The following is a 25620-nucleotide window of genomic DNA, read 5'->3' as shown; positions in this document are numbered from 1 at the left end:
AAGTGGGAGTGCAACGGGTGTTGCAGGATCCAGGCCAAAATAATAAATCTTGTATGCAATATTTTATTTTTATGTATACGATTCGATATCGAAAAGTAAAAAGTGGAGTGGGTAATGAACAACGTAAACAGTCTGCACGCCGCGCCAGACCTGCAAGACAAAGACGAATCCATCTTTCAGGCGTTGATGACTGCGATTGTCGAACATCAGTTGCTGCCGGGGAGTAAGTTGCCGGAAGAAGCGCTGGCCGAGGTCTTCGGCGTGAGCCGCACGGGCATCCGCAAGGTGCTGCAACGACTCGCGGCTGTGCAAATGGTCACGTTAACGCCCAAACGTGGTGCACATGTCGCCAGCCCGACAGTAGAAGAGGCGCAACATATCTTTCGCACACGTGCTCTGCTGGAGGTCGCCAACCTGCCGGACGTGCTGGCCCACTGCCAGCCGCCACATCTGGCGGCACTGGAAGCCATTATTCGTCAGGAGCAGCAGGCGCACGAGGCGTACGACGGCCCGGCGGCAATCCGCCATTCCGCCAATTTTCACATTCAGCTGCAGGCCATCTCCGGCAACCAGGTGCTGACGGAGATGGTGACCAGCCTGAGCCAGCGCTCGTCGCTGGTGATTGCCACCTGGGGCGCGCCGTGGCGTCAGGGTTGCCGCTGTAACGATCACGAACAGCTTGTGGAGCTGCTGCGCCAGAAAGCGCTCCAGCCGCTAAGCGATGCCCTGATGCACCATTTTGAACATATCGTCACCAGCCTCTGCTTCGAGCGGGCGGGCGAGTGCCTGCCTGATTTTGCCCGGCTGTTTGCCGGCCACAAGGAGTCGTAATGTCTGTCTGTATACAAGTGATCAACCCCAACACCAGCCTCGCGATGACGGAAACCATCAGCGCTGCGGCCCGGGCGGTGGCTTCGCCGGGTACGGAGATCCTCGCGGTCTGTCCAACTGCAGGCGTGCCGTCGATAGAAGGCCATTTTGATGAGGCCATTGCCGCCGTTGGTGTCCTTGAGCAGATCAAAAAAGGCAGAGAGCAGGGCGTATCGGGTCACGTGATTGCCTGCTTTGGCGATCCGGGCCTGCTGGCGGCGCGCGAGCTGGCGCAGGGGCCGGTTGTCGGTATTGCTGAAGCCGCCATGCATATGGCCACGCTGGTGGCGACACGCTTTTCGGTGGTCACCACGCTGCCGCGCACGCTGATCATCGCCCGTCACCTGCTGCACCAGTATGGATTTCAGGATCATTGTGCAGCGCTGCACGCCATCGATCTCCCGGTGCTGGCGCTGGAAGACGGTAGCGGTCTGGCGCAGGAAAAAGTGCGCGCGCGTTGTATACAGGCACTAAAAGAAGATGGCTGCGGGGCCATTGTGCTGGGCTGCGGAGGTATGGCGACACTGGCGCAGGAGTTGACGCGCGAGCTGCGTGTGCCGGTCATCGACGGCGTCAGCGCGGCGGTGAAAATGGTGGAGTCGCTGGTGGCGCTGGGGCTGTCGACCAGTAAGCATGGGGACCTGGCGTTCCCGGAGAACAAAACGTTAAGCGGACAGTTTCAGGCATTAAATCCATTTTAATTTTGGGGGGTGGCAATGGGGCTTTTTGAACAGGATTACCCGCGGGATCTGCGTGGCTACGCAGGTAACCCGCCGCACGCGCAGTGGCCGAATCAGGCGCGCATCGCCGTGCAGTTTGTGCTCAATTATGAAGAAGGGGCGGAAAACCACGTTCTGCACGGGGATGCCGGTTCAGAGCAATTCCTGTCGGATATCATCGGGGCAGCCAGCTATCCCGATAAACATATGTCCATGGACTCCCTCTACGAATACGGCAGCCGCGCCGGGTTCTGGCGGATCCACAATGAATTTCAAAAGCGCGGTCTGCCGCTGACGGTCTTTGGCGTGGCGATGGCGCTGGCGCGTCACCCGGAGATCGTTGAGGCGATCAAAGCGGCGGATTACGACGTGGTCAGTCACGGCTGGCGCTGGATCCATTATCAGAATATGGACATCAGCCAGGAACGCGAACATCTGCAGAAAGCGGTGCATGTGCTGACCGATCTGTTTGGCAAGCCGCCGACCGGCTGGTACACCGGACGCGACAGCCCTAACACGCGTCAGCTGGTGGTGGAGCACGGTGGCTTTGACTACGACAGCGACTACTATGGCGATGACTTACCCTTCTGGACGGAAGTGGCGTGCAGCGACGGCACCCGTAAACCACACCTGATTGTGCCGTACACGCTGGATGCCAACGACATGCGCTTCGCGACCGCGCAGGGGTTTAACACGGCCGAGCAGTTTTATACGTATCTGAAGGACAGCTTTGATGTGCTGTATGAAGAGGGGGAAAACGCGCCGAAGATGATGTCTATCGGCATGCACTGCCGCCTGCTGGGGCGTCCGGGGCGTTTTCGCGCGTTGCAGCGCTTTCTTGATTATGTGCAGCAGCATGAGCGGGTGTGGGTCTGTACCCGGCAGCAGATTGCCGACCACTGGCGGGAAGTGCATCCGTTTCAGAAGTAATGTGTCGTGTTTAGCCGGGTGGCGGTTGCGCCTTACCCGGCCAGCTATCTTACGACATCACACTCACCTGTGCCGCCACGATCCGCCACCCGCACGCAAACCGCACCCACGTCTGCTGCTGGCGTCCAGTGCGTTCTGTGCCTTCGCGGGTAAACTCGGTGCTGCACACGGCGTAATCTTCACCGAAGGTGGTGATCACCGTGTGACGCAACGTCCGCTGCAACCCGGCGGACGGACGTGCCGCGCGAAAGGCGCGGATTTCCTCAATGCCGTACAGGTTTTCACCCGCACCCAGCCGCACCGTATTTTTGTCATGCCAGAACAGCTCGTCCAGCACCGCAATGTTGTTGCTCACCAGCGCGTCTTCATAGCGGTAAAACGCGGCCGTCACCTCTGTAACCACCCACGGGAGGTTAATGTCATCGTGATTTATCATGCTGCACGCTCCGCCGGACGGGCATCGGTTATTCCTCTCTCTTCCAGAACCCGCGCCACGCGCAGGCAGGCCTGCTCGTTAAACGGCGCGGCAATCAACTGCAGGCCAATCGGCGCACCTACGGCGGTGCGTAGCGGAACGGTGGTGACGGGTAAACCCAGAAACGAAATCGGCTGCGTCAGCATCCCCATGCTGGCGCGAACGGGTAGCTGCTGACCGTTGATTTCCATGAATTGCTCGCCAATCAGCGTGGCGCTGCGTGGCGTTGCCGGGGCGATAAGGATATCAGCCTGGGCGAATAAGGTTTTGAACGCCTGCCGGGCGTGCGCGCGAAAACGCTGGGCCTGGATGTACCAGGCGGAGGGGATCATCGCCCCGGCCAGCAGCCGCTCACGAGAGTGTGGTTCGAATCGTTCAGGCACGCCGCGAAGCGCGGGCAGGTACTGATTTCCTCCTTCGGAGGCGCTGATGATAAACGCTGCGGAACGTGCCAGTTCGGCATCCGTGAAATGCAGTTCATCCTGCACGTCGAGCGCTTTTGCCACCCGCGCTAAGGCGTCGCGGGCGTCCGCGTCGCACCAGGTGGTGAAATAGCCGCCAAGCACGGCGCAGCGCAGACCATCAAGCCCGCGCTCGAGCAAGGGACGCGTCTGTTCGCGCGAGCTTTCTGCCTGAAAACCGTCGCTGGTATCCCGCCCTTGCAGCGCGTCGTATACCGACGCCAGATCGCTCACGCGGCGGGCAAAGGGGCCGATATGGTCCAGACTTGCCACAAAAGGATGGCTACCGGAGCGCGATAAGCGGCCAAAAGTGGGCTTCAGGCCATATATCCCGCACAGGGAAGCCGGAACGCGAATGGAGCCGTTGGTGTCGGTTCCGAGCGAAAAGTGCACCAGCCCGGCGGCAACGGCGGCGGCAGATCCGCCGGACGATCCCCCCGCAATGCGCGCCAGATCGTGCGGGTTATGCGTCGCGCCGTAGTGGCTATTTTCAGTGGTAAAGCCGTAGGCGTAGGCATCCATATTAACCATCCCGGTCAGCAACCCGCCGGCACTGCGCAACTGACGTACCGCAAAGCTGTCTGCGGCAGCGGCAGGGCGCTGGCTGAACAGTTCCGCCCCTGCAAGCGTGGTGTGTCCGGCAACGTCAAACAGGTTTTTCACCGCGTAGGGCACGCCTGCCAGCGGTGGCAACGGGCGTTTTTCCCGGCGCAGGGTGTCGATATTTTCGGCCTCGGCCAGCATGCGTTCTTCCGTTACGGCGGTCCAGGCGTTGATCTGCGGGTTAACGCGGGCAATCGCCTCAAGCGTCTGGCGGGCAATCTCGCTCGCGCTCAGCTCGCCCGCGCTCAGGGCCTGCTGGATCGCGCTGATACTCATATCGTGTAGCGTCATGCTTTATACACTCCTGCAATCTCCAGACGGTCGTCGAGCGGCAGCGCCATCAGCGGCGCGGCCATGGCGGCAATGCGGCTGAACTGTAATTGCAGCTCGGCGCGACGGGTGGCGTCCAGCGTCACGCCGAGCACGGTTTCCATTTGCGCCAGATACGCATGCCAGTCGGGTTGTTGTGTCGTCATTGTTTTCTCCTCAGAATCCGGCAGCCGCGCCGTTGCTGCGGGGGTCAAATGCCCCTTCGAACAGGCCGTTCGGGTGGCGGACAATCGCGCCCGCGTGACCCATGGCTTCACTGAAGTCAGGGAACATTTCCACCTCATGACCCAGCGCCCGGAGCTGAGAGACAGTCTCAGCAGTAAAGCGGCCTTCCAGTTTTAACGTGTCCGAGGTTTGTCCCCAGGTGCGTCCCAACAGCCAGCGCGGGCGGGAGATGCTCTCCTGCAGCGGAACGCCCTGAACGACGTAGCGGGTAAAGAGCGTGGCCTGGGTTTGTGGTTGCCCGTCTCCGCCCATCGAACCGTAGACCATCACGCGCCCGTCGTTCAGCCGTGCCGCCGCCGGGTTGAGGGTATGGAAGGGCTGTTTGCCAGGGGCAAGCGACAGAAGATGATCGGGGTCGAGGCTGAAAGAGGCGCCCCGGTTCTGCCAGACGATGCCGGTATCGGGCAGCACCACGCCGCTGCCGAACTCGTGATAAATACTCTGGATAAACGACACGGCAAGCCCGCTGTTATCCATTACCCCCATCCACACCGTATCGCCGGGGCCTTTTCCGGTGCCCCACGGTGCGGCGCGGCTGTCGTCAATGTGTCCGGCAAGCGTCTGAAGGGCAGCGGGTTCCAGCAGGCTCTGGATATCGGTTTTCAGCTCGCGCGGGTCGGTGATGTGGGCATCGCGCAGGTCAAAGGCCAGCTTGGTGGCTTCAACGATGCGGTGAATGGTTTCGGCGTCGTCGGCCTTCGCCATCTTCAGGTGGTCGGTGATGCCGAGTATCGCCAGCGAGACCAGCCCCTGCGTCGGCGGGGCGAGGTTAAAGACTTCTCCCTGCTGATGCTGCAAGCGCAGCGGCGTGGTGCGCCGGGCGACATGCGCGTGTAAATCGGCCAGCGTAACGGGCAGACCCAGTTTCGCCATTCCCCGCGCCAGGCACTCTGCCAGCGGGCCGCGGTAAAAGCTGTCCAGACCGTCCTCTACCAGGCGTTTGAGCGTTGAGGCCATGGCGGGCTGGTAAAAACGGCTCCCGACCTGCGGCGGTTTGCCGTCCACCAGCCAGGTTTCCGCGAATCCTGGGATCTCTTTCAGTTCCTCGTATTTACTGGCCGTGGCGCTGGCCTGAGAGGCAGTGACCGGCGTGCCATTCTGCGCGTAATCAATGGCGTCGGCCAGCAGGCGAGCCAGCGGTAGCGCCTTGCCGGTCATCTCGCGCGAGACCTTAAGTGCCTCGTCCCAGCCGCTGACCGTACCGGCGACGGTCAGCGCCGCCTGAGGTCCGCGATGGGGAATATGCGTCAGCCCGTCGTAGGCGGTGAGTGTTGCCAGCGAACCCGCCGCGCCACTGGCGTCAATGGCGATCGGATCACCTTCCGGCGGCACGATAAGCCAGAAGCCATCACCACCCAGCCCGTTCATATGTGGGTAAACCACGGCAACGGTGGCTGCCGCTGCGACCATCGCTTCTATCGCGCTGCCGCCTTCGCGCAGTACTGCCAGCGCGCTCTGGCTGGCAAGATGGTGGGGCGCAACGGCCATGCCGTGCGTGGAGACATTACTTTGCATGAAGCGTCCTCGTAACTCTGAAAGTCACAAGGTGCTGCAAAAGCTGTTCCAGTTCTGAAAGAAAAGTTTCAGTAAACTGGCACGTATAATGAAAGGTAGAATCAAAGGCAAAATGTGATGAAACAAAAGTTACAGAGGCGCTATGGAACAACTGGATGAACGTCTGAAAGCACAATACCCGTCACTGTCGCCGCAGGAGCAGCGGGTGGCGGATTTTATTTTCGATCACTTTGATGACCTGATTAGCTACAACAGCGCCGAGCTGGCGCAGCTTAGCGGGGTGTCGAAAGCCACGGTGAGCCGCCTGTTTAAGCGTCTGGGCTATGAAAAGTATAAAGAGATGCGCGATGAGCTGCGCACGCTGCGCCAGAGCGGGATGCCGCTCACCGATAACCGCGATGCGGTGCAGGGTAACACGCTGCTGGCACGTCACTATAAACAGGAGATGGCGAACCTGACCCAGTGGGTCAATACCCTCGACGCGCAGCAGTTTGCCGAGGCGATGGCCTGCATGGTGAAGGCGCGGCGCATTATCATTATTGGTATGCGTAACGCCTATCCGGCAGCCTTGCATCTCCGCCAGCAGCTGCTGCAGGCGCGCGGACAGGTGCTGGTGCTGCCGCAGCCCGGGCAGAGCCTGAGCGAAGAGCTGGTAGATTTATCCGCTGACGACCTGGTTATCATGATGGCTTTTCGCCGTCGCCCGCGTATTGTCCGCCCGCTGATGCAGCAGCTTCAGCAAAGCGGAATTCCGGTGCTGCTGATGTGCGAGCCGCAGGCGCACAGCCTGTTTCCGCTGGCGAGCTGGCAGCTTTGTGCCCCGCTGGACAGCGTTTCGGCCTATGACAGCTATTCCTCGGTCAACAGCCTGATCAACCTGCTGGCGAATGCCTTCCTGCATGAGATTCTCGATAAAGGCCGTCCGCGCATTCACGAGATTGCCTCCCTCTACCAGCAACTGGACGAACTCGAACAACGATAATGGGGCATCAGGCTGGTGCTTTGCATCTAAATAGTGCATCAGGCGGGGCGGGAAAACACACGTTTTTTCGACCCGCCTTCGTTTTATAAGGCTTTATAAGAATATTTCCCGCTTCGCCTTATCTGGCACATTAGTTGCAAAATCACATTCAAAGAATCTTTTGTTTCATGTTAACGTTACGGGGAAGCACCATGAAAAAACTGTTGATTGCACTGACCGGGGCCGTATGTCTCTTCACACAACTGCCCGCAAAGGCGGACCAGCTTCAGGATATTGAGAAACGCGGCACCATCCGCATCGCCGTTCCGCAGGATTTCCCGCCGTTTGGCTCGGTGGGTACCGATCTGCAGCCGCAGGGGTATGACATCGACATGGCGCGTTATCTGGCTAAACAGATGAAGCTCAAGCTGCAACTGGTGCCCGTGACCAGCGCCAACCGCGTGCCGTACCTGCAAACCGATAAGGTGGATCTGGTCATTTCAAGCCTCGGTAAAAACCCGGAGCGCGAGAAGGTGATCGACTTTAGCCGCGCCTACGCACCGTTCTTCCTCGGCGTGTTTGGCCCGAAAGGGGCAGAGCTGAAAGATGCCGCCGCGCTGAGCGGAAAAACCATCGGCGTGACGCGCGGGGCGGTGGAGGACATGGTGCTGACCAGCCTGGCACCGAAAGACGCTGACGTGAAACGCTATGAAGACAACAACACCACGCTGTCTGCCTACCTTTCCGGGCAGGTGCAGTATGTGGCCACCGGCAACCTGGTGGTGGCGGCCATTTCCCGCCAGAACGCGGCTAAAGCCCCGGTACCGAGCTTTATGCTGAAGGACTCACCGTGCTTTATTGGGCTGAAAAAGAATGAACCGGCGCTGAAAGCAAAAGTGGATGCGTTGATTGAGCAAGGCATCAAAGACGGCACGCTGAACGGCCTGTCTGAGCAATGGCTGAAAGCTCCACTGCCGGCAAACCTTGGCGTCTGAGCCGATGACAGAGCAACTTCATTTCTCCGAACTCTGGCCACACTGGCCGGAGTTGCTGGCGGGGTTGTGGGTCACCATTCAACTGACCGTTATGGCAACTTTCGGCGGCCTGGCAATCGGTATTTTTGGGGCGGCCATTCGCAGCGGGCGGGCGACGTGGTTCAGCCGGATCTGGGGCGGTTACGTAGAGATTATTCGTAACACGCCGTTTGTGGTGCAGCTGTTTTTTATCGTTTTCGGCCTGCCTAATCTGGGGCTGAAAATGACCGCCGGGGAAGCGGCGCTGCTGGCGATGGTGGTGAACCTTGGCGCCTACAGCACCGAGATTATCCGGGCAGGCATTCAGGTCACGCCGAAAGGGCAGTGGGAGGCCGGACGCGTGCTGGGGCTCACCCGCCTGCAGACCTTTATTCGCGTGGTGCTGCCGCCCTCGCTGCAGCGCATTTATCCGGCGCTGGTGAGCCAGTGCATCATCGTGATGCTCGGCTCGTCGGTGGTGTCGCAGGTCTCGTATGAAGAACTGACCTTCGCCGCCAACCTCATCCAGTCCCGAACGTTTCTGAGCTTTGAGGTTTACCTGGTGACAACCGGCATTTACTTAGCGCTGTCGATTACCCTGCGCCAGCTGATGATGGCGGCAGGACGGAAATGGCTGGGGGTGCAGGCATGATGACCACCTTTACCGACTGGGACATTATTCGCAACCTGCTGCTGGCCGGGCGCTGGACGGTGCTGCTGTCGCTGGTGGCGTTTGTCGGCGGGGCGCTGGTGACGCTGCCGCTCCTGCTGCTGCGCCTCACAGGTGGACGCACGGTGAAGCGCATCATCCGCGGCTATATCGAGCTGTTTCAGGGCACGCCGCTGCTAATGCAGCTATTCCTGGCCTTCTTTGGTGTGGCGCTGTTTGGCATTGATGTGTCGCCGTGGACCGCCGCCTCGCTGGCGCTGACGTTCTACACGAGTGCCTTTTTGCTCGATATCTGGTTTGGCAGCATTCGCGCCCTGCCAAAAGGCCAGTGGGAAGCGTCGCGCTGTCTCGGGCTGACGTTTGGCCAGACGCTGTTTCGCGTGGTCGCCCCGCAGGCGCTACGTATCGGCATCGCCCCAACGGTCGGTTTTGCCGTGCAGGTGATCAAAGGTACTGCGCTGGCGTCGATTATCGGCTTTATCGAGCTGACCAAGGCCGGGACGATGCTGACCAACGTGACGTATCAGCCGTTTAAGGTCTTTGCGCTGGTGGCGCTGGGCTACTTTATTCTGTGTTATCCGCTGTCCCGCTACAGCCGCTATCTGGAGACGAAATTCAATGCCTCTCATCACCATTAATCAGGTGCAGAAGTACTACGGCGATAACCACGTGCTCAAGGGAGTCGATCTGGATATCGACATGGGCCAGGTCATTTCGATTATCGGGCGCAGCGGGTCGGGGAAAAGCACGTTGCTGCGCTGCATCAACGGTCTGGAAGGGTATCAGGACGGTAGCATTAAACTCGGCGGCATGACCATTACCGACCGGGATTCCCAGGCGCGTGAAATCAGCCGCTCGGTCGGTATGGTGTTCCAGAGCTTCAACCTGTTCCCGCACATGACGGCGCTGGAAAACGTGATGCTCGCTCCGCGTCGGGTGCTGAAGAAAAGCGCCGCCGAATGTCGGGAGCTGGCGCAGCGCATGCTGGAGAAAGTCGGGTTGGGTGACCGTCTGGATTACTACCCGTCGAGCCTCTCCGGGGGCCAGCAGCAGCGCGTGGCGATTGCCCGCGCCCTGGCGATGTCGCCTAAAGTTTTACTCTGTGACGAGATCACCTCCGCGCTTGACCCGGAGCTGGTGGGCGAAGTGCTCAAAGTGCTGGAGCAACTGGCGGCCGAAGGGATGACGCTGATCCTTGTCACACATGAAATGAATTTTGCCCGCGAAGTGGGCGACCGCGTGGTGTTTATGCATCAGGGAAAAGTGTGGGAGCAGGGAGACAGCAAAACGTTGTTTGCCAACCCACAGACCACAGAACTGAAGCAATTTATCTCCTCCGTACGCGGCCTCAACTAATTAAGGACACCAATATGGACATCGCACATTTTCCGCAAATCAATCCGCCGCAGCGTCTGCTGATGGGGCCGGGGCCGATCAACGCCGACCCGCGCGTGCTGCGCGCCATGTCGAGCCAGCTGATCGGCCAGTACGATCCGGCCATGACTCACTATATGAATGAGGTGATGGCGCTCTACCGTGGGGTGTTCCGCACCGAAAACCGCTGGACGATGCTGGTGGATGGCACTTCCCGCGCGGGGATTGAAGCGATTCTGGTGTCGGCCATTCGTCCGGGGGACAAAGTGCTGGTGCCGGTGTTTGGTCGCTTTGGCCATCTGCTGTGCGAAATTGCCCGCCGCTGTCGCGCGGAGGTGCATACCATCGAAGTACCCTGGGGCGAGGTGTTCACCCCGGACCAGGTTGAAGATGCCATCAAACGCATTCGCCCGCGCCTGCTGCTGACCGTGCAGGGCGATACTTCCACCACCATGCTGCAGCCGCTCGCGGAGCTGGGTGCCATCTGCCGCCGTTATGACGTGCTGTTTTATACCGATGCCACGGCATCGCTCGGCGGTAACGCGCTGGAGACTGACGCCTGGGGGCTGGACGCGGTCTCGGCAGGGATGCAGAAGTGCCTCGGCGGTCCGTCGGGCACATCGCCGATCACCCTTAGCGCGCGAATGGAGGAGGCGATCCGCCGCCGCAAGTGCGTGGAGGAGGGCATTCGTACCGACGCCCACCGCGACGGCGACGAGGAGATGATCTACTCCAACTACTTCGATCTCGGTATGGTGATGGACTACTGGGGGCCAGAGCGTCTCAACCACCACACCGAAGCGACCACCGCGCTGTTCGGCGCCCGCGAATGCGCGCGTCTGATCCTGCAGGAAGGGCTGGATAACGGCATCGCTCGCCACAAGCTGCACGGCGATGCGCTGCTGAAAGGCATTCAGGCGATGGGGCTGGAAACCTTCGGCGATCTGAAGCACAAAATGAACAACGTGCTGGGTGTGGTGATCCCTCAGGGCGTGAATGGCGATCAGGTGCGCAAGCTGATGCTGGAGGATTTCGGGATTGAAATCGGCACGTCGTTTGGTCCGCTGCACGGCAAGGTGTGGCGCATTGGCACCATGGGCTACAACGCGCGTAAAGATTGCGTGATGACCACCCTGAGCGCGCTGGAGTCGGTGCTGAACTACCTGAAATTTACCACCACGCAGGGTGCGGCGATGCAGGCCGCGTGGGATCACTACCGCAGTGAGACGCCAGAATGAGCCCGGCGGCAGAACGTGTGATGGCGCGCGCCGACGCGCTGGCTGCCATCAGCGAAAGCCCGGATGCGCTGACACGGGTATATCTCTCCACGCAGCATTTACAGGCCAACCAGCTGGTTGGGCAGTGGATGAGCCAGGCGGGGATGACCGTCTGGCAGGACAGCGTGGGTAATATTTGCGGACGTTACGAAGGCGAGCGAGAGGGCGCCCGGGCGGTGTTGCTGGGTTCGCACCTGGACACCGTGCGCAATGCCGGGCGCTACGACGGCATGCTTGGGGTGCTCACCGCCATCGAAGTGGTGGACAGTCTGCATCAGCAGGGGATTCGCCTGGCGCAGGCTATCGAGATTGTTGGCTTTGGCGACGAAGAAGGCACCCGCTTTGGCATCACGCTATTAGGTAGCCGTGGTCTGACGGGAACCTGGCCGCAGGGCTGGCTGGAGACGTGTGATGCCGGTGGCATCAGCGTGGCGCAGGCGATGGTGCAGGCAGGACTCGATCCTTCACGCGTGGCACTGGCGGCGCGACATCAGGACGATTTCAGCGCATGTCTGGAATTGCATATCGAGCAGGGGCCGTGTCTGGAGCAGGAAGGTCTGGCGCTGGGGGTGGTGGAAGCCATTAACGGTGCTCGCCGCCTGAACTGTCGCTTTACCGGTGAGGCCGGCCATGCCGGGACGGTACCCATGAATCATCGCAAAGACGCACTGGCTGCGGCCGCTGAATGGATGGTGCAGATTGAAAACACCACTCTGCAACACGGCGGTAATCTGGTCGCGACGGTCGGTGAGCTGCGCTGTTTTCCCGGTGCGGTGAACGTGATCCCCGGCGAGGTTGCGCTTTCGCTGGATATTCGTGGCCCGCAGGATGCGCCGCTTGATGCGCTGCTCGGTGAACTGCTGTTGCAGGCGCAGTCGATAGCGGCCCGACGCGGGATGCATTTTGCTGCCGAAGAGTTTTACCGCATCGCTGCCACGCCGTGCGATACGCGTTTGCAGCGTCTGCTGGGGGAGGCCGTTGAGTCGGTACAAGGGCGCTCGTTATCCCTGCCCAGCGGTGCCGGGCATGACACTATCGCCCTGGCAGAGCACTGGCCGGTCGGGATGCTGTTCGTGCGTTGCAAGGGGGGCATCAGCCACCATCCGGCGGAGTCGGTGATGGCTGAAGATGTCGCGCTGGCGATTGAGGCGTTTGGGCTGGCGGTGAGAAAGCTTGGCGCGAACTGAGTTTTGCCTGGTGCGCTGTGCTTACCCGTCCTGCCATTCCCGTAGGCCCGTGCAAGCGTAGCGCTGCCGGGCAAGGAACTACGTTACTCCAGCCCCAGCGTATATTGCGCGATCTTGAAGTAGATAATCAGCCCGGTACCGTCGATCAGCGTGGCGATAAACGGCGCGGAGACGACGGCCGGATCAATGCCACAGCGCTTAAGCACCATCGGAATGACGGACGAGACAATCGCACTCCACAGCGTAATGCAGACCAGGGTCAAACTGACGATGAGCGTGATTTCCATCCCAATGCCCATCATCCAGGCACGAATACACCCGGCCAGGCCGAGCGTGGCGGCTATCATCAGCGAGGTGCTCATCTCTTTACGCAGCACGCGGCCAACATCACGCAGATGCACTTCTCCCAGCGCCATGGCGCGCACCAGCGTGGAGGTGATCTGCGTTCCGCTGTTACCACCGGTACCAATCAGCAGCGGGATAAAGAACGCCAGTGCGATGGCGGATTCCAGCGCCTCTTCAAAATGCTGGATCACCGAGCTGGTGTAAGCTTCTGCGACAAACAACAGCAGCAACCAGACGGAGCGTTTCTTCCAAAGACTGAAGGCGCTGGTTTCCAGATAGGGTTTCTCCAGCGGCAGCGTCGCCCCCTGAAGCTGAGCATCTTCGGTGACGTCATCTTCCAGCAGATGCGCAATTTCGCGCTCGGTGAGGCAGCCAACCAGCTTTCCATGGGTGACCACGGGCACGACATCCGCACCGCCGTGCGCCAGCAGGCCGGCGACATCGGCGCGTTCATCCTCCGGTTTGACCTGCAGAAACTGCGAGATCATCAGCGCCCTCACCGGTTGTACCGTATCGGTGGTCTGCAGTAATTTGCGCACCGCAATCATGCCCGCCAGGCGACCATTATCTTCAATAAAAATATGTGACGGAATATCATCATCTTTTAATTTCTCGAAGAATTGCTCGCGTGCCAGCGCCACGCATAATGAAATATCGAGGACAATAAAATCGGTATTCATATATTGCGCGATGGCGCTGTCATTGAATGCCAGGTTTTGGTTGTGAATAGCGTAAGACATAGTGAATTCCCTTTGAATAATAAAATCTCTCAGGGGCGAGCAAGACAGGGCATGTCGAAGAGGAGATCCCCACGTCCTGGTTTCAGCACTGTACACCGTATCCCGCGAGGGAAGTTATACTGACAAAGCCTTGATTCGACAGTGCCTGTTTTACCCTGTGCCGGTTCTCTCGAACCCACCAGAGCGATAACGTGTATTTGTACAGGAGCCTCGCCATAACGAGATCGTTGTAAAACGAAAGAAATAATACGCTTATTTTATTTTGCCGCTCAGAATTTTAAATAATGTTTAAGAATGGTTTAGGAGAATCTTATTAATGGAATGTTGAAGGTTTATTTAAGGTTGTTCATTTTAAATGGAGAGTGAAAAGAAAAATGGAGGAGGGGAAAATGACATGGCTCGACAATCTGCTGAATCATTTTGCGCTTTATCCGGCACACCTTTTTGCGGTGTTGTTTATCATGGCACTGAGTAAATCGACGGTGCTGATCTCTTCCGTGCTGCCGCCTGCCTCGGTGATGCTATTGGCGGGCATTACCGTCAGCCAGGCTAGCATGCATCCTGCGCTGGCATGGCTGGCCGTGGTGATGGGCGCAACGGTGGGTTCGGTGCTGAATTACCATATCGGTCAGTTGATGGGGAACACGCGGTGGGTGGCACGCTTCACCGCAAAACATGCCGGCAAATTTTTACGGGTGCAACATCAGCTACAGAAAAACGGCGTGCTGGTGCTGTTCACTGCGCGTTTTCTGGCGGTGCTGCGCTATATCGTGCCGCTGGCAGCGGGTATGCTCAGGCTTAACGTGGCGAAGGTATACGTCGTCAGTCTGTTCTCTGCGGCCGTATGGGCGGCGCTGTACGTCGGCATTGTTACCGGCATCAGCGCCTTTTGAACTACAGGTTTCCTGTTCCGCCGTCGACCAGCAGTTCCGTACCTACCGTATAGCTCGATTCGTCAGAGGCCAGATAGAGTGCGGCTTTCGCCAGCTCTTTCGGCGTCCCCATTCTTCCCAGCGGTACCAGGTTTGCAATATCCCCCTGTAAGGCTTTCTGCGCTTCGTCGCTTAACCCCAGCTTATTGAGCGCCGGGGTTTCTACCGGACCCGGGCTTAAACCGTTGACGCGAATGCCGCGCGACAGCAGCTCTGCTGATAGCGTGCGGGCCAGCGACAGTAAGCCCGCCTTGCTTGCCGCATAAACGCTGCTGGTAGGCAGACCGATACGCGCGCTCACGGACCCACAAAGGATCACTGAGGAAGGATTATTGAGCAGCGGTAGCAGGGCCTGAATCAAAAAAAACGGCCCTTTCAGGTTGATGCGCATCAGACGATCCCAGGCATCTTCCTGCCACTCTTCCAGCAGACCGTGCGTCACGTCTCCGGCGTTGATAAAGACGGCATCCAGCCGCGGCCAACGCGAGGCGAGCGTCTCCGTCAGCGCTTTTTGTGCGGCGATATCTCCTGCATCCGAGGGGAGCACCCAGGCTTTGTCGCCCAGAATACGTTGCGCTTCAGCAAGGGTTTCCGGATGACGTCCGGTGACGGCCACGTATGCCCCTTCGGCGATAAACTCCTGCGCGGTGGCAAGACCTATGCCGCTGGTCCCGCCGGTAATCAGCGTATATTTACCTGCTAAACGACCCATGTTCTTCTCCTGAAATGACTCTGGAGAAAGCACTATAGAAACGTTAGTATCGAAAGGAAACCAGGTACCGTTTGGATACTAATGAGGCAAGAGGTGTGCGATGGCGGAATTACTCGATGTTCCCGGCGAAAAAAAATCTGACGTTTATCTATGTCCGATGACCCAGTTTGTGAACCTGATTTCGGGTAAATGGGCGATCCCGATCCTCTATCGCCTGATTGTGTTGAATACACCGGTTCGCTTTGGCGATCTGCTGCGCGCCGCCGCTCCCATTACGCAAAAAGAGCTAACGAAACAATTGCGTTTGTTCGAGCAGCGCGGGCTGGTGTCGCGCACGATTTACCCGGAGATCCCGCCGCGTGTGGAGTATCAGATAACTGAACTGGGGTTAACCCTACAGGGCGCGCTCTCGCCGCTGGCCGCCTGGATGCGTGAATACGGCGACCAGCTCAAACGATAGACTACTGTTTGACATAGCGCGGTGCCGGAATCCCGGTGCGCGCGCTGTTAAACAGCTCAAGACGTGCGACTTCGTAGCGATCCCACAGGCTGACATCATGCATCGGTGGAATGGTGATCAGTTCGCCCTGATCCAGACCCGCCAGCGATGCGTCGACCATATCGTCGGTCGTCATCACCGAGCCTTCCGGCAGATCGTTAACCGTCACGCCAGAATGACTCCAGATCTCTGTAGCCGTGGCGGCAGGTAAAACAGCCTGAATACGCACATTGCTGTCGGCAAACTCTTCCTGTAGCCCTCGGGTAAAGCTAAGCACCCACGCCTTGGTGGCACTGTACAGCGTGCTACCCGCCCGCACATGCAGGGACAATACCGAGGCGATGTTGATCAGCGCACCGCGATTGTTCTGCGCCAGACGCGGCAGGATCGCATACGTCAAACGCATCAATGCCGTGGTGTTAAGGGTATTAATCGCCTGATGCTGCGCTACATCGACCGCGAGGAAGGGCGCCATCTGCGCCGTGCCTGCGTTGTTAATCAGCGTGTCGATAGCGGTATTGCTGCGCAATTCCTCTTCCACGGCGCGGATCCCGGTTTCCTCGGTCAGATCGGCGACCAGAATATCGACTGAGACGCCATAGCGCTTACGAAGATCCGCGGCCAGCGTTTGCAGACGTGCTTCACGTCGGGCGACCAGCACCAGATTGGTGCCACGTGCAGCCAGGCGATCGGCATAAACAGCACCAATTCCGGAAGAGGCGCCCGTAATCAGGGCGGTAGTGAGTTGCGTAGTCATCGTGTGTTACCTCTGAGCAAAGTGGGTTATTTGGTTTCAATATGAAACTTAATTTACTCTCTGCCATTTGGTTTTATAATGCAACCACTTTGCTGGCAATTTTTTGTTTTTGCCTGGCGAAGCGGGTCAGGAAGGAAGTTTTGGCACGATCTCTTCAGGTGTCAGTTCGCGGCCATCGTCGGCGATAAGTGCCAGTTTACGCAGAGGTTTACGCTGTTCGGTATCGACAAGCACGGTGCCGAATTCGTCTTCAGCAAACAAAAATTCATTGCCCCACTGCGACAGAGCAACCAGTACCGTCTGCAGGGCGTGCCCTTTATCGGTCAGGACATACTCCTGCCAGGCGCTGCCGTCGGATGCCGGCTGGAGCGTGAGGATACCTTCATCGACCAGCAGTTTCAGACGCGTGGTCAGCATGTTTTTCGCAATACCGAGGCTTTTCTGGAACTCACCGAAGCGCGTGATACCCCGCAACGCATCGCGAACAATCAGCAATGACCACCAGTCGCCAATGATATCCAGCGAACGGGCTACAGGGCAGGTGCTCTCTTCAAGACGGGTACGTTTCACAGTAAATTCTCCGGCGGGGTATGGTTTTATTATAAAACTAATCTGTCTACCGGGTAAGTCTGTTATTCATCAGTTTGAGAAATGCTTCCCGGAAAAGTGTCACGAATCTGTCACACTAAACGCGACATTTAAAACGAGTGAGGAATTAGGGATGAGAAAAGCACTACTCGCGCTGGCAATCGCCGGTTCCATTTCAGCGACATTTGGCGTGCAGGCGCAAGAGACGCCGGAAGGGTATCAGCTGGAGCAAGTTTTAATTATGAGTCGTCATAACCTACGCGCGCCGCTCGCCAATAACGGCAGCGTACTGGAACAATCGACGCCGAAGCAGTGGCCGGAATGGGAGGTGCCAGGCGGTCAGCTCACCACCAAAGGTGGCGTGCTTGAAGTCTACATGGGCCATTACATGCGGGAATGGCTGGCTGAGCAGGGGATGGTGAAGACGGGAGAATGTCCGCCAGCGGATAGCGTCTACGCCTATGCCAACAGTCTGCAACGTACTGTTGCCACCGCGCAGTTCTTCATCACGGGGGCGTTCCCTGGATGCGATATCCCTGTGCATCACCAGGAAAAAATGGGCACCATGGATCCGACCTTTAATCCGGTGATTACCGATAACTCGCCGGAGTTCCGTGAAAAAGCGCTGAAGGCGATGGAAGCGGAGCGGCAGAAAATGCAGCTCGGAGAAAGCTATAAGCTGCTGGAGCAGATGACCAATTATGCTGATTCGCCGTCCTGCAAAGAGAAGAAAATATGCTCGCTGGCGGACGCGAAAGATACCTTCAGCGCAGACTTTGAAAAAGAGCCCGGCGTATCCGGACCATTGAAAGTGGGGAACTCGCTGGTCGATGCGTTTACGCTGCAGTATTACGAAGGTTTCCCGGCCGATAAGGTGGCCTGGGGCGAAATCAAAACCGACCAGCAGTGGCGCGTGTTGTCGAAGCTGAAGAACGGCTATCAGGATTCGCTGTTTACCTCCACCGAAGTGGCGCAAAACGTGGCGAAACCGTTGGTGAAATATATCGATAAAACGCTGGTCACCGAACAGGCCAAAGCACCAAAAATCACCGTGCTGGTGGGGCATGATTCGAACATTGCTTCGCTGCTCACCGCGCTGGATTTCAAACCGTATCAGCTGCACGACCAGCAGGAACGTACCCCGATTGGCGGCAAGATTGTCTTCCAGCGCTGGCATGACAAAAATGCCAATCAGGAGCTGATGAAAATTGAGTATGTCTATCAGAGTTCGGAGCAACTGCGAAACGCCAGCGTGCTGTCGCTGCAGTCTCCAGCGCAGCGCGTGACGCTGGAACTGAAGGGATGTCCGGTTGATGCCAACGGTTTCTGTCCGGTCGATAAATTCAATGCGGTAATCAACAACGCGGCGAAATAGAAGATACCCCCCGCACTGGCGGGGGGATTGTTTCAGACGTTTTTACGTTCGATGGTTTGCTCGCCCCAGAAGAGCGCGTCTTTGTCCGTTTTTTCGAAGGCGCGCATTAGCACTTCATCGCTGCCTTCTTCCCAAATCTGCTCTGCCAGCTTCTCGTCATATTTTGCGACTTCAAAAATGGCTTCGGCAATCTCCGGAGAGGTATTGCGTAAACTTGCCCATTCACCCACGCGGTGGGCTTTTGATTCTTGAGTAGGCATACTTGTCCTCCTGTAGGGTTAGCCGTTCAGTTTTTTGGCGAGGCCAGCAACATATTCACCCTGATAGCGGGCGATAGTGAGCTCTTCATTGCTCGGCTGTCGGGAGCCATCGCCACCGGCAATGGTGGTTGCACCGTAAGGTGTTCCGCCACGTACCTGAGAAACATCAAATAACTCCTGTGCGCCGTAGCCAATCGGCACGATCACCATTCCGTGATGAGCAAGGGTCGTCCAGGTTGAGGTGATGGTTTGTTCCTGGCCGCCACCGGTTCCGGTGGAGCTGAAGACGCTGGCAAGCTTGCCGTACAATGCGCCTGAGGCCCATAACCCGCCGGTTTGATCGAGGAAGGTGCGCATCTGGCCGGACATATTGCCAAAGCGGGTAGGTGTCCCGAAGATAATGGCATCGTAATCTGCCAGCTCCTGAGGCGTGGCAACCGGGGCATTCTGTGTTTTTCCCCCGGCTTTGGCGAAGGCTTCTGCCTGCATGGTTTCCGGTACGCGCTTCACCACAACCTCAACGCCATCCACCCTGTTTGCACCTTCTGCTACCGCGTGAGCCATGGTTTCGATGTGTCCATACATGGAATAGTAGAGCACCAGAACTTTTGCCATTTTGCATCACTCCTCGTTGGTTTTTTCTGGCAGCGGATCGCTGCGTTCATTTAAAGATATGCCATCACAGCCAGACTGCAAAAATGAACGGCATTTCTTTGATTTATAACAAAATGGATGAGAAAATGCTTTGTAGCAAAATGAAACAACTTTTTGGCGGTCGATTTTTGAAACGATAAGAAAGGCTTATTAATGGCCGTTACGCGATCTCATACGAAAGACTGAGATCATGTTGCAGAATATTACCTTTGACTTGCCTGATCGCCTCACTCCACTAAGCTTAGTCTCACGTGACACAGATAAAGGTACTCACCTGGTGTCGCGAGGTGAAAGAATCCTCTTTTACTGAATGCAATATGATGTCTAATGTTTCACATCCTGGAGGTTAGAGATGGCAAACCATCGTGGTGGTTCAGGTAATTTCGCTGAAGACCGTGAAAGAGCATCAGAAGCAGGTCGTAAAGGTGGCCAGTCCAGCGGGGGTAACTTCAAAAATGACCCTCAGCGTGCATCAGAGGCTGGCAAAAAAGGGGGTAAAAACAGCCATGGCAGTAACAAGTAATACGCCGGGCTGTACCCCTGCCGCCGGGGTTTCCCGGCGGTTTTTTTATTTCTGCAACATTGAACTGTAACCAAAGGCAACGCACACTACAGAATTGAGTTAAATTTCTGGTGCCGCATGTCTGTCTCACGCTTCAAATTCTCCGTTAAACCGCAGGAAGCCATCCTCATTCTTATCACCATGTTCTGGGGCGGGACCTTTCTGGCCGTCCAGTACGCGGTGACCCTCAGCGATCCGTTCTTTTTTGTTGGTCTGCGCTTTGCGACGGCAGCGATTGCCGTGGGGCTGATATCGCTTAAAACGCTGCGTGGACTGACGCTTAAAGAGCTTAAGGCGGGTATCGCAATCGGGGTGGCAATTGCGATGGGCTACAGCCTGCAAACGTGGGGGTTACAGACGATATCCAGCAGTAAATCGGCGTTTATCACCGCCATGTATGTACCGCTGGTGCCGTTACTGCAGTGGCTGTGTCTTGGGAGACTACCGGGGCTGATGTCCTGTATTGGCATCGTACTGGCGTTTATTGGTCTGATTTTACTTGCCGGGCCAGAAAACAACCTGCTGGCTCTGGGGCCGGGGGAGATCATCACCCTGGTGGGGGCCATTGCCATTGCCGCGGAAATTATTCTGATCAGCGCCTGGGCGGGCAAGGTTGACGTTAAGCGCGTGACGGTGGTGCAGCTCGCTACGGCATCGCTGGTGGCGTTTGCGACGATGGTTCCGGCAGGGGAGTCCGTGCCACCGATGTCCACCGGGTTGATTGTGGTCGCGCTGGGGCTGGGCATTTTTAGCGCCATTATTCAGGTCACTATGAACTGGGCGCAGCGCAGCGTATCCCCGACGCGCGCGACGGTGATCTATACAGGAGAACCCGTCTGGGCCGGGATTTTCGGGCGTCTCGCTGGAGAACGTTTACCGCTGCTGGCGCTGGTTGGTGCGGCGTTTATCGTCGTTGGGGTGTTGGTGAGTGAGCTAAAGCTCCGCAAGCGCCAAAGAGAGGTGAGTGATTTGACGGTTGAAAAAGGTTTTGATTGAAAAAATGCACAGATTTCTCCAGGATATGTACGGATAAATACCGTACATAGAAAAGTAAATCATGCCAGCACTTAAAAAACAGCGTATCGATCTTCGCTTAACAGACGAAGACAAAACAATGATTGAAGAAGCGGCGGCGATGACGAATCAAACGATCACCCAGTTTATGGTGAACAGTGCTTCGGAACGTGCTGCAGAAGTCATCGATCAGCATCGACGTCTCGTATTAAACGAAGCATCGTGGAATGCCGTAATGGATGCCATCGACAATCCACCAGAGCCGAATGAACGCCTGAAGCGAGCCGCGAAGCGTCTTAAAAACATGGAGTGAAGCGTCGTGGAAAATCTCACGATCGAAATGTTTTCAGAGGGAACCGAATACGCTTTCGAGGATTTCGATTGTGGTGAGCCCTCGCTAAATGCCTTCCTGAGAGAGCATCTGGTGCGCCAGCACAATGGGCGCATTTTGCGCGGCTATCTGCTAAAAGATCGTGACCATCCACACGTGCTGGGCTACTACACGTTGTCTGGAAGTTGCTTTGAAAAAGCGATGCTCCCTTCTAAGACCCAGCAGCGCAGGATCCCCTATATCAACGTACCCAGTGTGACTTTGGGACGTTTAGCTGTTCATAAAACACTACAGGGAAATGAATGGGGGACAACACTCGTCACGCATGCTATGCGGGTTGTTTACCTGGCTTCACAGGCTGTGGGTGTGCATGGCCTTTTTGTTGATGCGCTTAATGAGCAGGCAAAAAGGTTCTATCTGAAGCAAGGTTTTATTCCGCTGCAAGGGGATAACAGCAATTCTCTGTTCTTCCCTACAAAATCTATCGAACGATTGTTTGAGCAAGAGTGATTACGCAACATCCTGTTGTTCTTACTGAACATGCAGGTCGGGTAAGGCGTAGCCATTACCCGACATACAGGGTTCACGACTCCTGATGCACGACCTCACCCTGCGGTGCGGCCGCTTTCCGGCGGCTCAGCAGGGCGTTAAGCAGAATCGCCCCGAAGGTCGCCGTACCTATTCCGCCAATCGTAAACCCGCCCAGCGTCAGGGCAAAATCGCCCGCGCCCAGTACCAGCGTGACCGCCACCATAATCAGGTTGCTGTTCTGGCTGAGATCGACGCGATGCTGTACCCAGATACGCGCGCCGGCCACAGCGATAAGCCCAAACACCACAATGGATGCCCCGCCAATCACCGGCGACGGAATGGTATGGATCAAAGCCCCGAATTTCGGTGAGAAACCGAGCAGCATGGCCATCACCGCTGCCGCCACAAAGACCAGTGTCGAATAGACTTTAGTCACCGCCATCACGCCGATATTCTCGGCATAGGTGGTCACACCACTGCCGCCCACCGAGCCGGAGAGCATAGTTGCCAGCCCGTCACCGACAAATGCGCGACCCATGTACGGGTCCATACTGCGCCCGGTCATCCCCGCCACTGCTTTCAGGTGGCCTAAGTTCTCTGCCACCAGGATCACCGCCACAGGCGCGATGAGCATCATCGCCTGGGTGTTAAAGGTGGGAGAGGTGATCTGCGGCATGCCGAACCAGGCAGCCTGATGAAGCAGGGTAAAATCGACCGGTTTGCCAAGGCCAAAAACATTGGTCAGCACGGCATAGACCAGACAGGCGACAATCAGCCCGACCAGAATCAGCAGCCGCTGGATCATCCCCCGGGTGAACACTGCCACCAGACCTATACAGAGCACGGTGATCACCGCCATCCAGCTTTCAAACGGCGAGCCGGAAACACTTCTGACCGCAATTGGCGCAAGGTTCAGGCCAATCGCCATCACCACGGCCCCGGTCACGACGGGCGGCATCATTCGCTCGATCCAGCGTGTTCCGATCTTCATCACCACCAGACCGATCAGGGTGTAGACCAGACCGCAGGCGATGATGCCGCCGAGGGCCACGCTCAGGTTAGGGTTGATCCCCTGGCCGTTAAACCCGGTAGTGGCGATGACCACCCCCACAAAAGCGGCGCTGGAGCCCAGATAGCTGGGGACGCGCCCGCCGGTGACAAAAAAGAACAACAGCGTACCGATACCTGACATCAAAATGGAGAGATTGGGGTCAAGCCCCATTAGCATCGGCATCAGCACCGTGGCGCCAAACATCGCGACCGCGTGCTGGACGCCCATCACCAGGGTTTGCCCGAGAGGGAGCCTTTCATCCGGCGCGACCACGCCAGGTTCTGTGGAGGTCGATTTCAACTGCCAGTGGGGAAATCCGAACATTGCCATGAGCTGTCTCCTTAAGGAGGGTTAACAGGCGGGTCGCATAAGCGCGTGGTAGCCGCGGTCGAACCACACCAGCCCTTGCGGCGCGGGGTGGCGAATAATCGAAACAATGTCGCAAAACAGGATGTCGTGGGTACCCACGCTGACCACCTGGCTGATCCGGCAGTCAAACGAGGCCAGCGCCGCTTCAAGACGCGGACAACCCGTGTCGCCCGTCTGCCAGCGGGCGGCGGCAAAACGTTCCTCCATGGGGGTTTTACCACCAAACAGGTTGGATAGTGGCTCTTGCCCGGCGCTCAGGGTATTCACGCAAAGCGTGCGGTTTGCGCTAAAGGTCGGCCAGACCGATGCGCCACGGTTCAGGCACACCAGCAAAGTGGGCGGTGAATCCGTGACGCTGCACACGGCGCTGGCGGTGAAGCCTGCCATCCCTGCCGGGCCGTCGGTGGTGATGATATTGACTGCTGCCCCGACGCAGGCCATGGCGTCGCGAAAGGTTTGTTTATCCGGTACTGTCATCATCGCTCCTTACGCCAGCCCGCAGGCATCGTCGAAGTCCAGACGCGGCAGGCGTCCGTAAAGTTTGTTCGTATCACCATAGCCAATGTTGATCAGCAGATTGCTTTTAAGCGTTGTGCCGGTGAAAAAGGCCTCATCGACTTTTTGTCGGTCAAAGCCGGACATTGGGCCGGTATCCAGCCCCAGGGCACGACAGGCAAAAATAAGGTATGCGGCCTGCATTGAGCTGTTGCGAAAGGCGGTCTCTTCGGCAAGTGCCGGGCTTGAGGTAAACCAGCTTCTGGCATCGCCATGCGGGAACAGTTCGGGCAGGCGCTCGTAGAATTCCCCGTCCCAGGCCACAATGGCCGTAACAGGGGCGGTGAGGGTTTTCTCCAGGTTGCCGCTGGAGAGGGCCGGGCGCAGCTTCTCTTTTCCCTCTGCACTTCGTACAAACACAATCCGCGCCGGAGAGCAGTTGGCAGAGGTGGGGCCCCATTTCATCAGGTTGTAGATCTCGCGCAGCGTCTCGTCGCTGACCGGAATGTCCTGCCAGCCGTTGTGAGTGCGCGCGGCAGTAAACAACGTCTCCAGCGCGGTGGGGTTAATGGCTTCGCTCATCAAAACTCCTTATAAAGCGGGTTCAGGGTTGTGCAGCAGGCTGGCAAGCCCGTTCAGCAGCAGGGTGTTAAAGATGTCAGGTTCGGTGACGTTGCAGGCATGGCCGCCCTGGCGCATCACCGCCTTGTGGCTGTGTGGGATCGCTACCTGCAGTTCCGTGGAGCACACCGAAGGCACCAGCATGTCGTCAACAGAACAGATGATGTGTACCGGGCAGCGAATACGTGCGGCGTGGCGGCTGAAGTCGGCCTTTTTCAGTGCGTCCAGCCTGCGCAACAGGTTGGCTTTACCCTGAAAGTGAGTCAGCGACAGGGCGTCTTCTGCCTCAAGACGCGGCGCGCGGGCGGCCATCCAGTCAGCCGGGTAGAGGAACAGCGGCTGTGCCTCTACCCACGCCTGCGCACCACCCGCATGCAGCAGACGCTCGCGGATCTGAAAGCAGCGGCGGGTATGGGCGTTTAGGGTCAGCCAGCCGTTGACGCACACCAGCGCAGTCAACGATTCTGGTCTATCGAGCGCCAGCTGCAGACCCACCAGCGCTCCCAGCGCATGGCCCACCACGCAGTAGCGCGTGATCCCGGCTTCATTCAGCGCCTGCGCCAGCTCGTCGGCTATCTCAGCAAGGCTATAACCTTCCGGCAGGGTGGCGGGATTATTGCCCGTACCGCGCTGGTCATAGCACACCACCTGATACTCCTTCTCCAGTGTGGCCAACTGCGGCAGCCAGTAGCTGCCGCTGCCGCCGAGTCCGGCAATCAGCACCACCACGGGTGCCCCCTCATACGGGGGCTGTGAGACAGAGAGTTTCATGGCGGCCTCACTTCGCAATGTGCGCAACGGACGCAATCTCAACGAGCGCCTCCGGCTTCACCAGCCCGCACTGAATGCAGAACCGGGCTGGTTTATCACCGGGGAAGAACTCGGCGTAGATTTCGTTAATCGCGGCGTAGTTTTTCCAGTCGGTGATAAAGATGCTGTTGAACGTCACATCCTCCATCGTGCCACCCGCGGTTTCGATCACGGTCTTGATCGTCTCCAGCACGTGGCGCGTTTGCGCCTTTGGGTCGTTGATAAACACCACATTATTGTCTTTATCAAATGGCAGCGTGCCGGAGACATACACCACGCCATCGGCAAGCGTGCCGGGAACAAACGGGGCAATTGGCGTACTGGTGCCAGCGGGAATGATCACGGATTTCGGCATCATGTTTCT

General features: G+C 57.7%; 32 protein-coding genes and 1 riboswitch. Of the genes, 17 read left to right on the top strand and 15 right to left on the bottom strand.

The window, feature by feature from the left end:
* The first annotated feature begins 114 nt into the window (after window positions 1-114).
* Genes WB237_RS08695 through puuE form a run of 3 tightly spaced genes read left to right on the top strand, consistent with a single transcriptional unit; the run spans window position 115 to window position 2519 of the window.
* Window positions 115-831, top strand: coding sequence for a GntR family transcriptional regulator (locus tag WB237_RS08695; protein WP_336212303.1), 717 nt, complete (start codon window positions 115-117; stop codon window positions 829-831).
* Complete coding sequence (gene hpxA / locus WB237_RS08690; protein ID WP_336212301.1) at window positions 831-1571, top strand: allantoin racemase; 741 nt, start codon at window positions 831-833, stop codon at window positions 1569-1571. The genes WB237_RS08695 and hpxA overlap by 1 nt, the downstream gene beginning before the upstream one ends.
* Window positions 1572-1586: 15 nt before the next feature.
* Window positions 1587-2519: an allantoinase PuuE gene (gene puuE, locus WB237_RS08685; RefSeq protein WP_336212299.1), complete on the top strand. Its 933-nt coding sequence runs from the start codon at window positions 1587-1589 to the stop codon at window positions 2517-2519.
* A gap of 49 nt (window positions 2520-2568) precedes the next feature.
* On the opposite strand, the gene hpxZ is transcribed toward puuE, so the two are convergent.
* From hpxZ to hpxW, 4 genes are read right to left on the bottom strand one after another with little or no spacing between them, the layout of a single operon-like run.
* On the bottom strand, window positions 2569-2955 hold the full coding sequence (gene hpxZ, locus WB237_RS08680; protein ID WP_336212297.1) for an oxalurate catabolism protein HpxZ: 387 nt from the start codon (window positions 2953-2955) through the stop codon (window positions 2569-2571).
* Entirely contained in the window at window positions 2952-4349 is a 1398-nt protein-coding gene (locus WB237_RS08675; protein ID WP_336212294.1) for an AtzE family amidohydrolase, read from the bottom strand. Before WB237_RS08675 ends, hpxZ begins: the two co-directional genes overlap by 4 nt.
* On the bottom strand, window positions 4346-4534 hold the full coding sequence (gene hpxX / locus WB237_RS08670; RefSeq protein ID WP_336212292.1) for an oxalurate catabolism protein HpxX: 189 nt from the start codon (window positions 4532-4534) through the stop codon (window positions 4346-4348). Before hpxX ends, WB237_RS08675 begins: the two co-directional genes overlap by 4 nt.
* A 10-nt stretch (window positions 4535-4544) precedes the next feature.
* The gene (hpxW, locus tag WB237_RS08665; protein WP_336212290.1) at window positions 4545-6128 is read right to left on the bottom strand and encodes an oxamate amidohydrolase; all 1584 of its coding nucleotides are present in this window, start codon (window positions 6126-6128) and stop codon (window positions 4545-4547) included.
* Between the two features lie 142 nt (window positions 6129-6270).
* On the opposite strand from hpxW, the gene hpxU reads away from it, so the two are divergent.
* From hpxU to hpxK, 7 genes are all read left to right on the top strand, one after another.
* Window positions 6271-7110 (top strand): MurR/RpiR family transcriptional regulator HpxU, encoded by an 840-nt coding sequence (hpxU, locus tag WB237_RS08660; protein WP_336212288.1) that lies wholly within the window; start codon window positions 6271-6273, stop codon window positions 7108-7110.
* 191 nt (window positions 7111-7301) lie between these two features.
* On the top strand, window positions 7302-8084 hold the full coding sequence (locus WB237_RS08655; protein WP_049008434.1) for a transporter substrate-binding domain-containing protein: 783 nt from the start codon (window positions 7302-7304) through the stop codon (window positions 8082-8084).
* A 4-nt stretch (window positions 8085-8088) separates the two neighbouring features.
* Entirely contained in the window at window positions 8089-8754 is a 666-nt protein-coding gene (locus tag WB237_RS08650; RefSeq protein ID WP_028019136.1) for an amino acid ABC transporter permease, read from the top strand.
* The gene (locus WB237_RS08645; protein WP_336213536.1) at window positions 8754-9410 is read left to right on the top strand and encodes an amino acid ABC transporter permease; all 657 of its coding nucleotides are present in this window, start codon (window positions 8754-8756) and stop codon (window positions 9408-9410) included. The genes WB237_RS08650 and WB237_RS08645 overlap by 1 nt, the downstream gene beginning before the upstream one ends.
* Complete coding sequence (locus tag WB237_RS08640; protein ID WP_008499843.1) at window positions 9391-10128, top strand: amino acid ABC transporter ATP-binding protein; 738 nt, start codon at window positions 9391-9393, stop codon at window positions 10126-10128. Before WB237_RS08645 ends, WB237_RS08640 begins: the two co-directional genes overlap by 20 nt.
* Before the next feature lie 14 nt (window positions 10129-10142).
* The gene (locus WB237_RS08635) at window positions 10143-11384 is read left to right on the top strand and encodes a pyridoxal-phosphate-dependent aminotransferase family protein (RefSeq protein ID WP_336212284.1); all 1242 of its coding nucleotides are present in this window, start codon (window positions 10143-10145) and stop codon (window positions 11382-11384) included.
* Window positions 11381-12610 carry an allantoate amidohydrolase gene (gene hpxK, locus WB237_RS08630; RefSeq protein WP_336212282.1) on the top strand — a complete coding sequence of 410 codons (1230 nt, stop codon included), beginning with the start codon at window positions 11381-11383 and terminating at the stop codon, window positions 12608-12610. Before WB237_RS08635 ends, hpxK begins: the two co-directional genes overlap by 4 nt.
* An 83-nt stretch (window positions 12611-12693) precedes the next feature.
* On the opposite strand, the gene WB237_RS08625 is transcribed toward hpxK, so the two are convergent.
* Window positions 12694-13695, bottom strand: a complete 1002-nt coding sequence (locus tag WB237_RS08625; protein ID WP_028019131.1) for a magnesium transporter — start codon at window positions 13693-13695, stop codon at window positions 12694-12696.
* A gap of 60 nt (window positions 13696-13755) precedes the next feature.
* Window positions 13756-13925, bottom strand: a riboswitch (M-box (ykoK) riboswitch).
* A 159-nt stretch (window positions 13926-14084) separates the two neighbouring features.
* On the opposite strand from WB237_RS08625, the gene WB237_RS08620 reads away from it, so the two are divergent.
* On the top strand, window positions 14085-14588 hold the full coding sequence (locus tag WB237_RS08620) for a DedA family protein (RefSeq protein WP_049008442.1): 504 nt from the start codon (window positions 14085-14087) through the stop codon (window positions 14586-14588).
* Window position 14589: 1 nt separating this feature from the next.
* Here WB237_RS08620 and WB237_RS08615 read toward each other — a convergent pair whose 3' ends face one another.
* The gene (locus WB237_RS08615; RefSeq protein WP_336212278.1) at window positions 14590-15339 is read right to left on the bottom strand and encodes an SDR family oxidoreductase; all 750 of its coding nucleotides are present in this window, start codon (window positions 15337-15339) and stop codon (window positions 14590-14592) included.
* A gap of 100 nt (window positions 15340-15439) precedes the next feature.
* Here WB237_RS08615 and WB237_RS08610 point away from each other — a divergent pair, with 100 nt between their 5' ends.
* Window positions 15440-15799, top strand: a complete 360-nt coding sequence (locus tag WB237_RS08610) for a winged helix-turn-helix transcriptional regulator (RefSeq protein WP_028019128.1) — start codon at window positions 15440-15442, stop codon at window positions 15797-15799.
* A gap of 1 nt (window position 15800) precedes the next feature.
* Here the strand turns inward: WB237_RS08610 and WB237_RS08605 are convergent, their stop codons facing one another.
* Both WB237_RS08605 and WB237_RS08600 read right to left on the bottom strand, forming a co-directional pair.
* Window positions 15801-16595 (bottom strand): SDR family NAD(P)-dependent oxidoreductase, encoded by a 795-nt coding sequence (locus WB237_RS08605; protein WP_336212275.1) that lies wholly within the window; start codon window positions 16593-16595, stop codon window positions 15801-15803.
* A gap of 126 nt (window positions 16596-16721) precedes the next feature.
* Window positions 16722-17165 (bottom strand): winged helix-turn-helix transcriptional regulator, encoded by a 444-nt coding sequence (locus tag WB237_RS08600; RefSeq protein WP_336212273.1) that lies wholly within the window; start codon window positions 17163-17165, stop codon window positions 16722-16724.
* 151 nt (window positions 17166-17316) lie between these two features.
* On the opposite strand from WB237_RS08600, the gene agp reads away from it, so the two are divergent.
* Window positions 17317-18558: a bifunctional glucose-1-phosphatase/inositol phosphatase gene (gene agp, locus WB237_RS08595; RefSeq protein ID WP_336212271.1), complete on the top strand. Its 1242-nt coding sequence runs from the start codon at window positions 17317-17319 to the stop codon at window positions 18556-18558.
* Between the two features lie 32 nt (window positions 18559-18590).
* On the opposite strand, the gene WB237_RS08590 is transcribed toward agp, so the two are convergent.
* A complete protein-coding gene (locus tag WB237_RS08590) occupies window positions 18591-18818 on the bottom strand; it encodes a YccJ family protein (protein WP_028019124.1) in 228 nt (75 codons plus the stop codon).
* An 18-nt stretch (window positions 18819-18836) separates the two neighbouring features.
* Window positions 18837-19433 carry an NAD(P)H:quinone oxidoreductase gene (gene wrbA / locus WB237_RS08585; protein ID WP_028019123.1) on the bottom strand — a complete coding sequence of 199 codons (597 nt, stop codon included), beginning with the start codon at window positions 19431-19433 and terminating at the stop codon, window positions 18837-18839.
* A 391-nt stretch (window positions 19434-19824) separates the two neighbouring features.
* On the opposite strand from wrbA, the gene WB237_RS08580 reads away from it, so the two are divergent.
* The 4 genes from WB237_RS08580 (at window position 19825) to WB237_RS08565 (ending at window position 21889) form a co-directional block, all read left to right on the top strand.
* The gene (locus WB237_RS08580; protein WP_001273664.1) at window positions 19825-19995 is read left to right on the top strand and encodes a general stress protein; all 171 of its coding nucleotides are present in this window, start codon (window positions 19825-19827) and stop codon (window positions 19993-19995) included.
* Between the two features lie 117 nt (window positions 19996-20112).
* Entirely contained in the window at window positions 20113-21030 is a 918-nt protein-coding gene (locus WB237_RS08575; RefSeq protein ID WP_332617455.1) for a DMT family transporter, read from the top strand.
* Window positions 21031-21091: 61 nt separating this feature from the next.
* Window positions 21092-21361 (top strand): type II toxin-antitoxin system TacA family antitoxin, encoded by a 270-nt coding sequence (locus WB237_RS08570; RefSeq protein ID WP_028019121.1) that lies wholly within the window; start codon window positions 21092-21094, stop codon window positions 21359-21361.
* 6 nt (window positions 21362-21367) lie between these two features.
* A complete protein-coding gene (locus WB237_RS08565; protein ID WP_129996140.1) occupies window positions 21368-21889 on the top strand; it encodes a GNAT family N-acetyltransferase in 522 nt (173 codons plus the stop codon).
* A gap of 73 nt (window positions 21890-21962) precedes the next feature.
* On the opposite strand, the gene rutG is transcribed toward WB237_RS08565, so the two are convergent.
* From rutG to rutC, 5 genes are read right to left on the bottom strand one after another with little or no spacing between them, the layout of a single operon-like run.
* Window positions 21963-23291 (bottom strand): pyrimidine utilization transport protein G, encoded by a 1329-nt coding sequence (rutG, locus tag WB237_RS08560; protein ID WP_336212267.1) that lies wholly within the window; start codon window positions 23289-23291, stop codon window positions 21963-21965.
* Between the two features lie 21 nt (window positions 23292-23312).
* Window positions 23313-23807: an NADH-dependent FMN reductase RutF gene (gene rutF, locus WB237_RS08555; RefSeq protein WP_028019118.1), complete on the bottom strand. Its 495-nt coding sequence runs from the start codon at window positions 23805-23807 to the stop codon at window positions 23313-23315.
* Window positions 23808-23816: 9 nt separating this feature from the next.
* The gene (locus WB237_RS08550) at window positions 23817-24407 is read right to left on the bottom strand and encodes a malonic semialdehyde reductase (protein WP_336212263.1); all 591 of its coding nucleotides are present in this window, start codon (window positions 24405-24407) and stop codon (window positions 23817-23819) included.
* 9 nt (window positions 24408-24416) lie between these two features.
* The gene (gene rutD / locus WB237_RS08545) at window positions 24417-25217 is read right to left on the bottom strand and encodes a pyrimidine utilization protein D (protein WP_336212261.1); all 801 of its coding nucleotides are present in this window, start codon (window positions 25215-25217) and stop codon (window positions 24417-24419) included.
* Window positions 25218-25224: 7 nt separating this feature from the next.
* Window positions 25225-25611 carry a pyrimidine utilization protein C gene (gene rutC, locus WB237_RS08540; RefSeq protein WP_336213533.1) on the bottom strand — a complete coding sequence of 129 codons (387 nt, stop codon included), beginning with the start codon at window positions 25609-25611 and terminating at the stop codon, window positions 25225-25227.
* Window positions 25612-25620: the final 9 nt, after the last annotated feature.

Source organism: Enterobacter sp. P82 (genome assembly GCF_037053385.1).
Lineage (GTDB): Bacteria > Pseudomonadota > Gammaproteobacteria > Enterobacterales > Enterobacteriaceae > Enterobacter.
The sequence above is the reverse complement of the archived record's forward strand: the minus strand, read 5'-3'. Positions and strand labels throughout refer to the sequence as shown.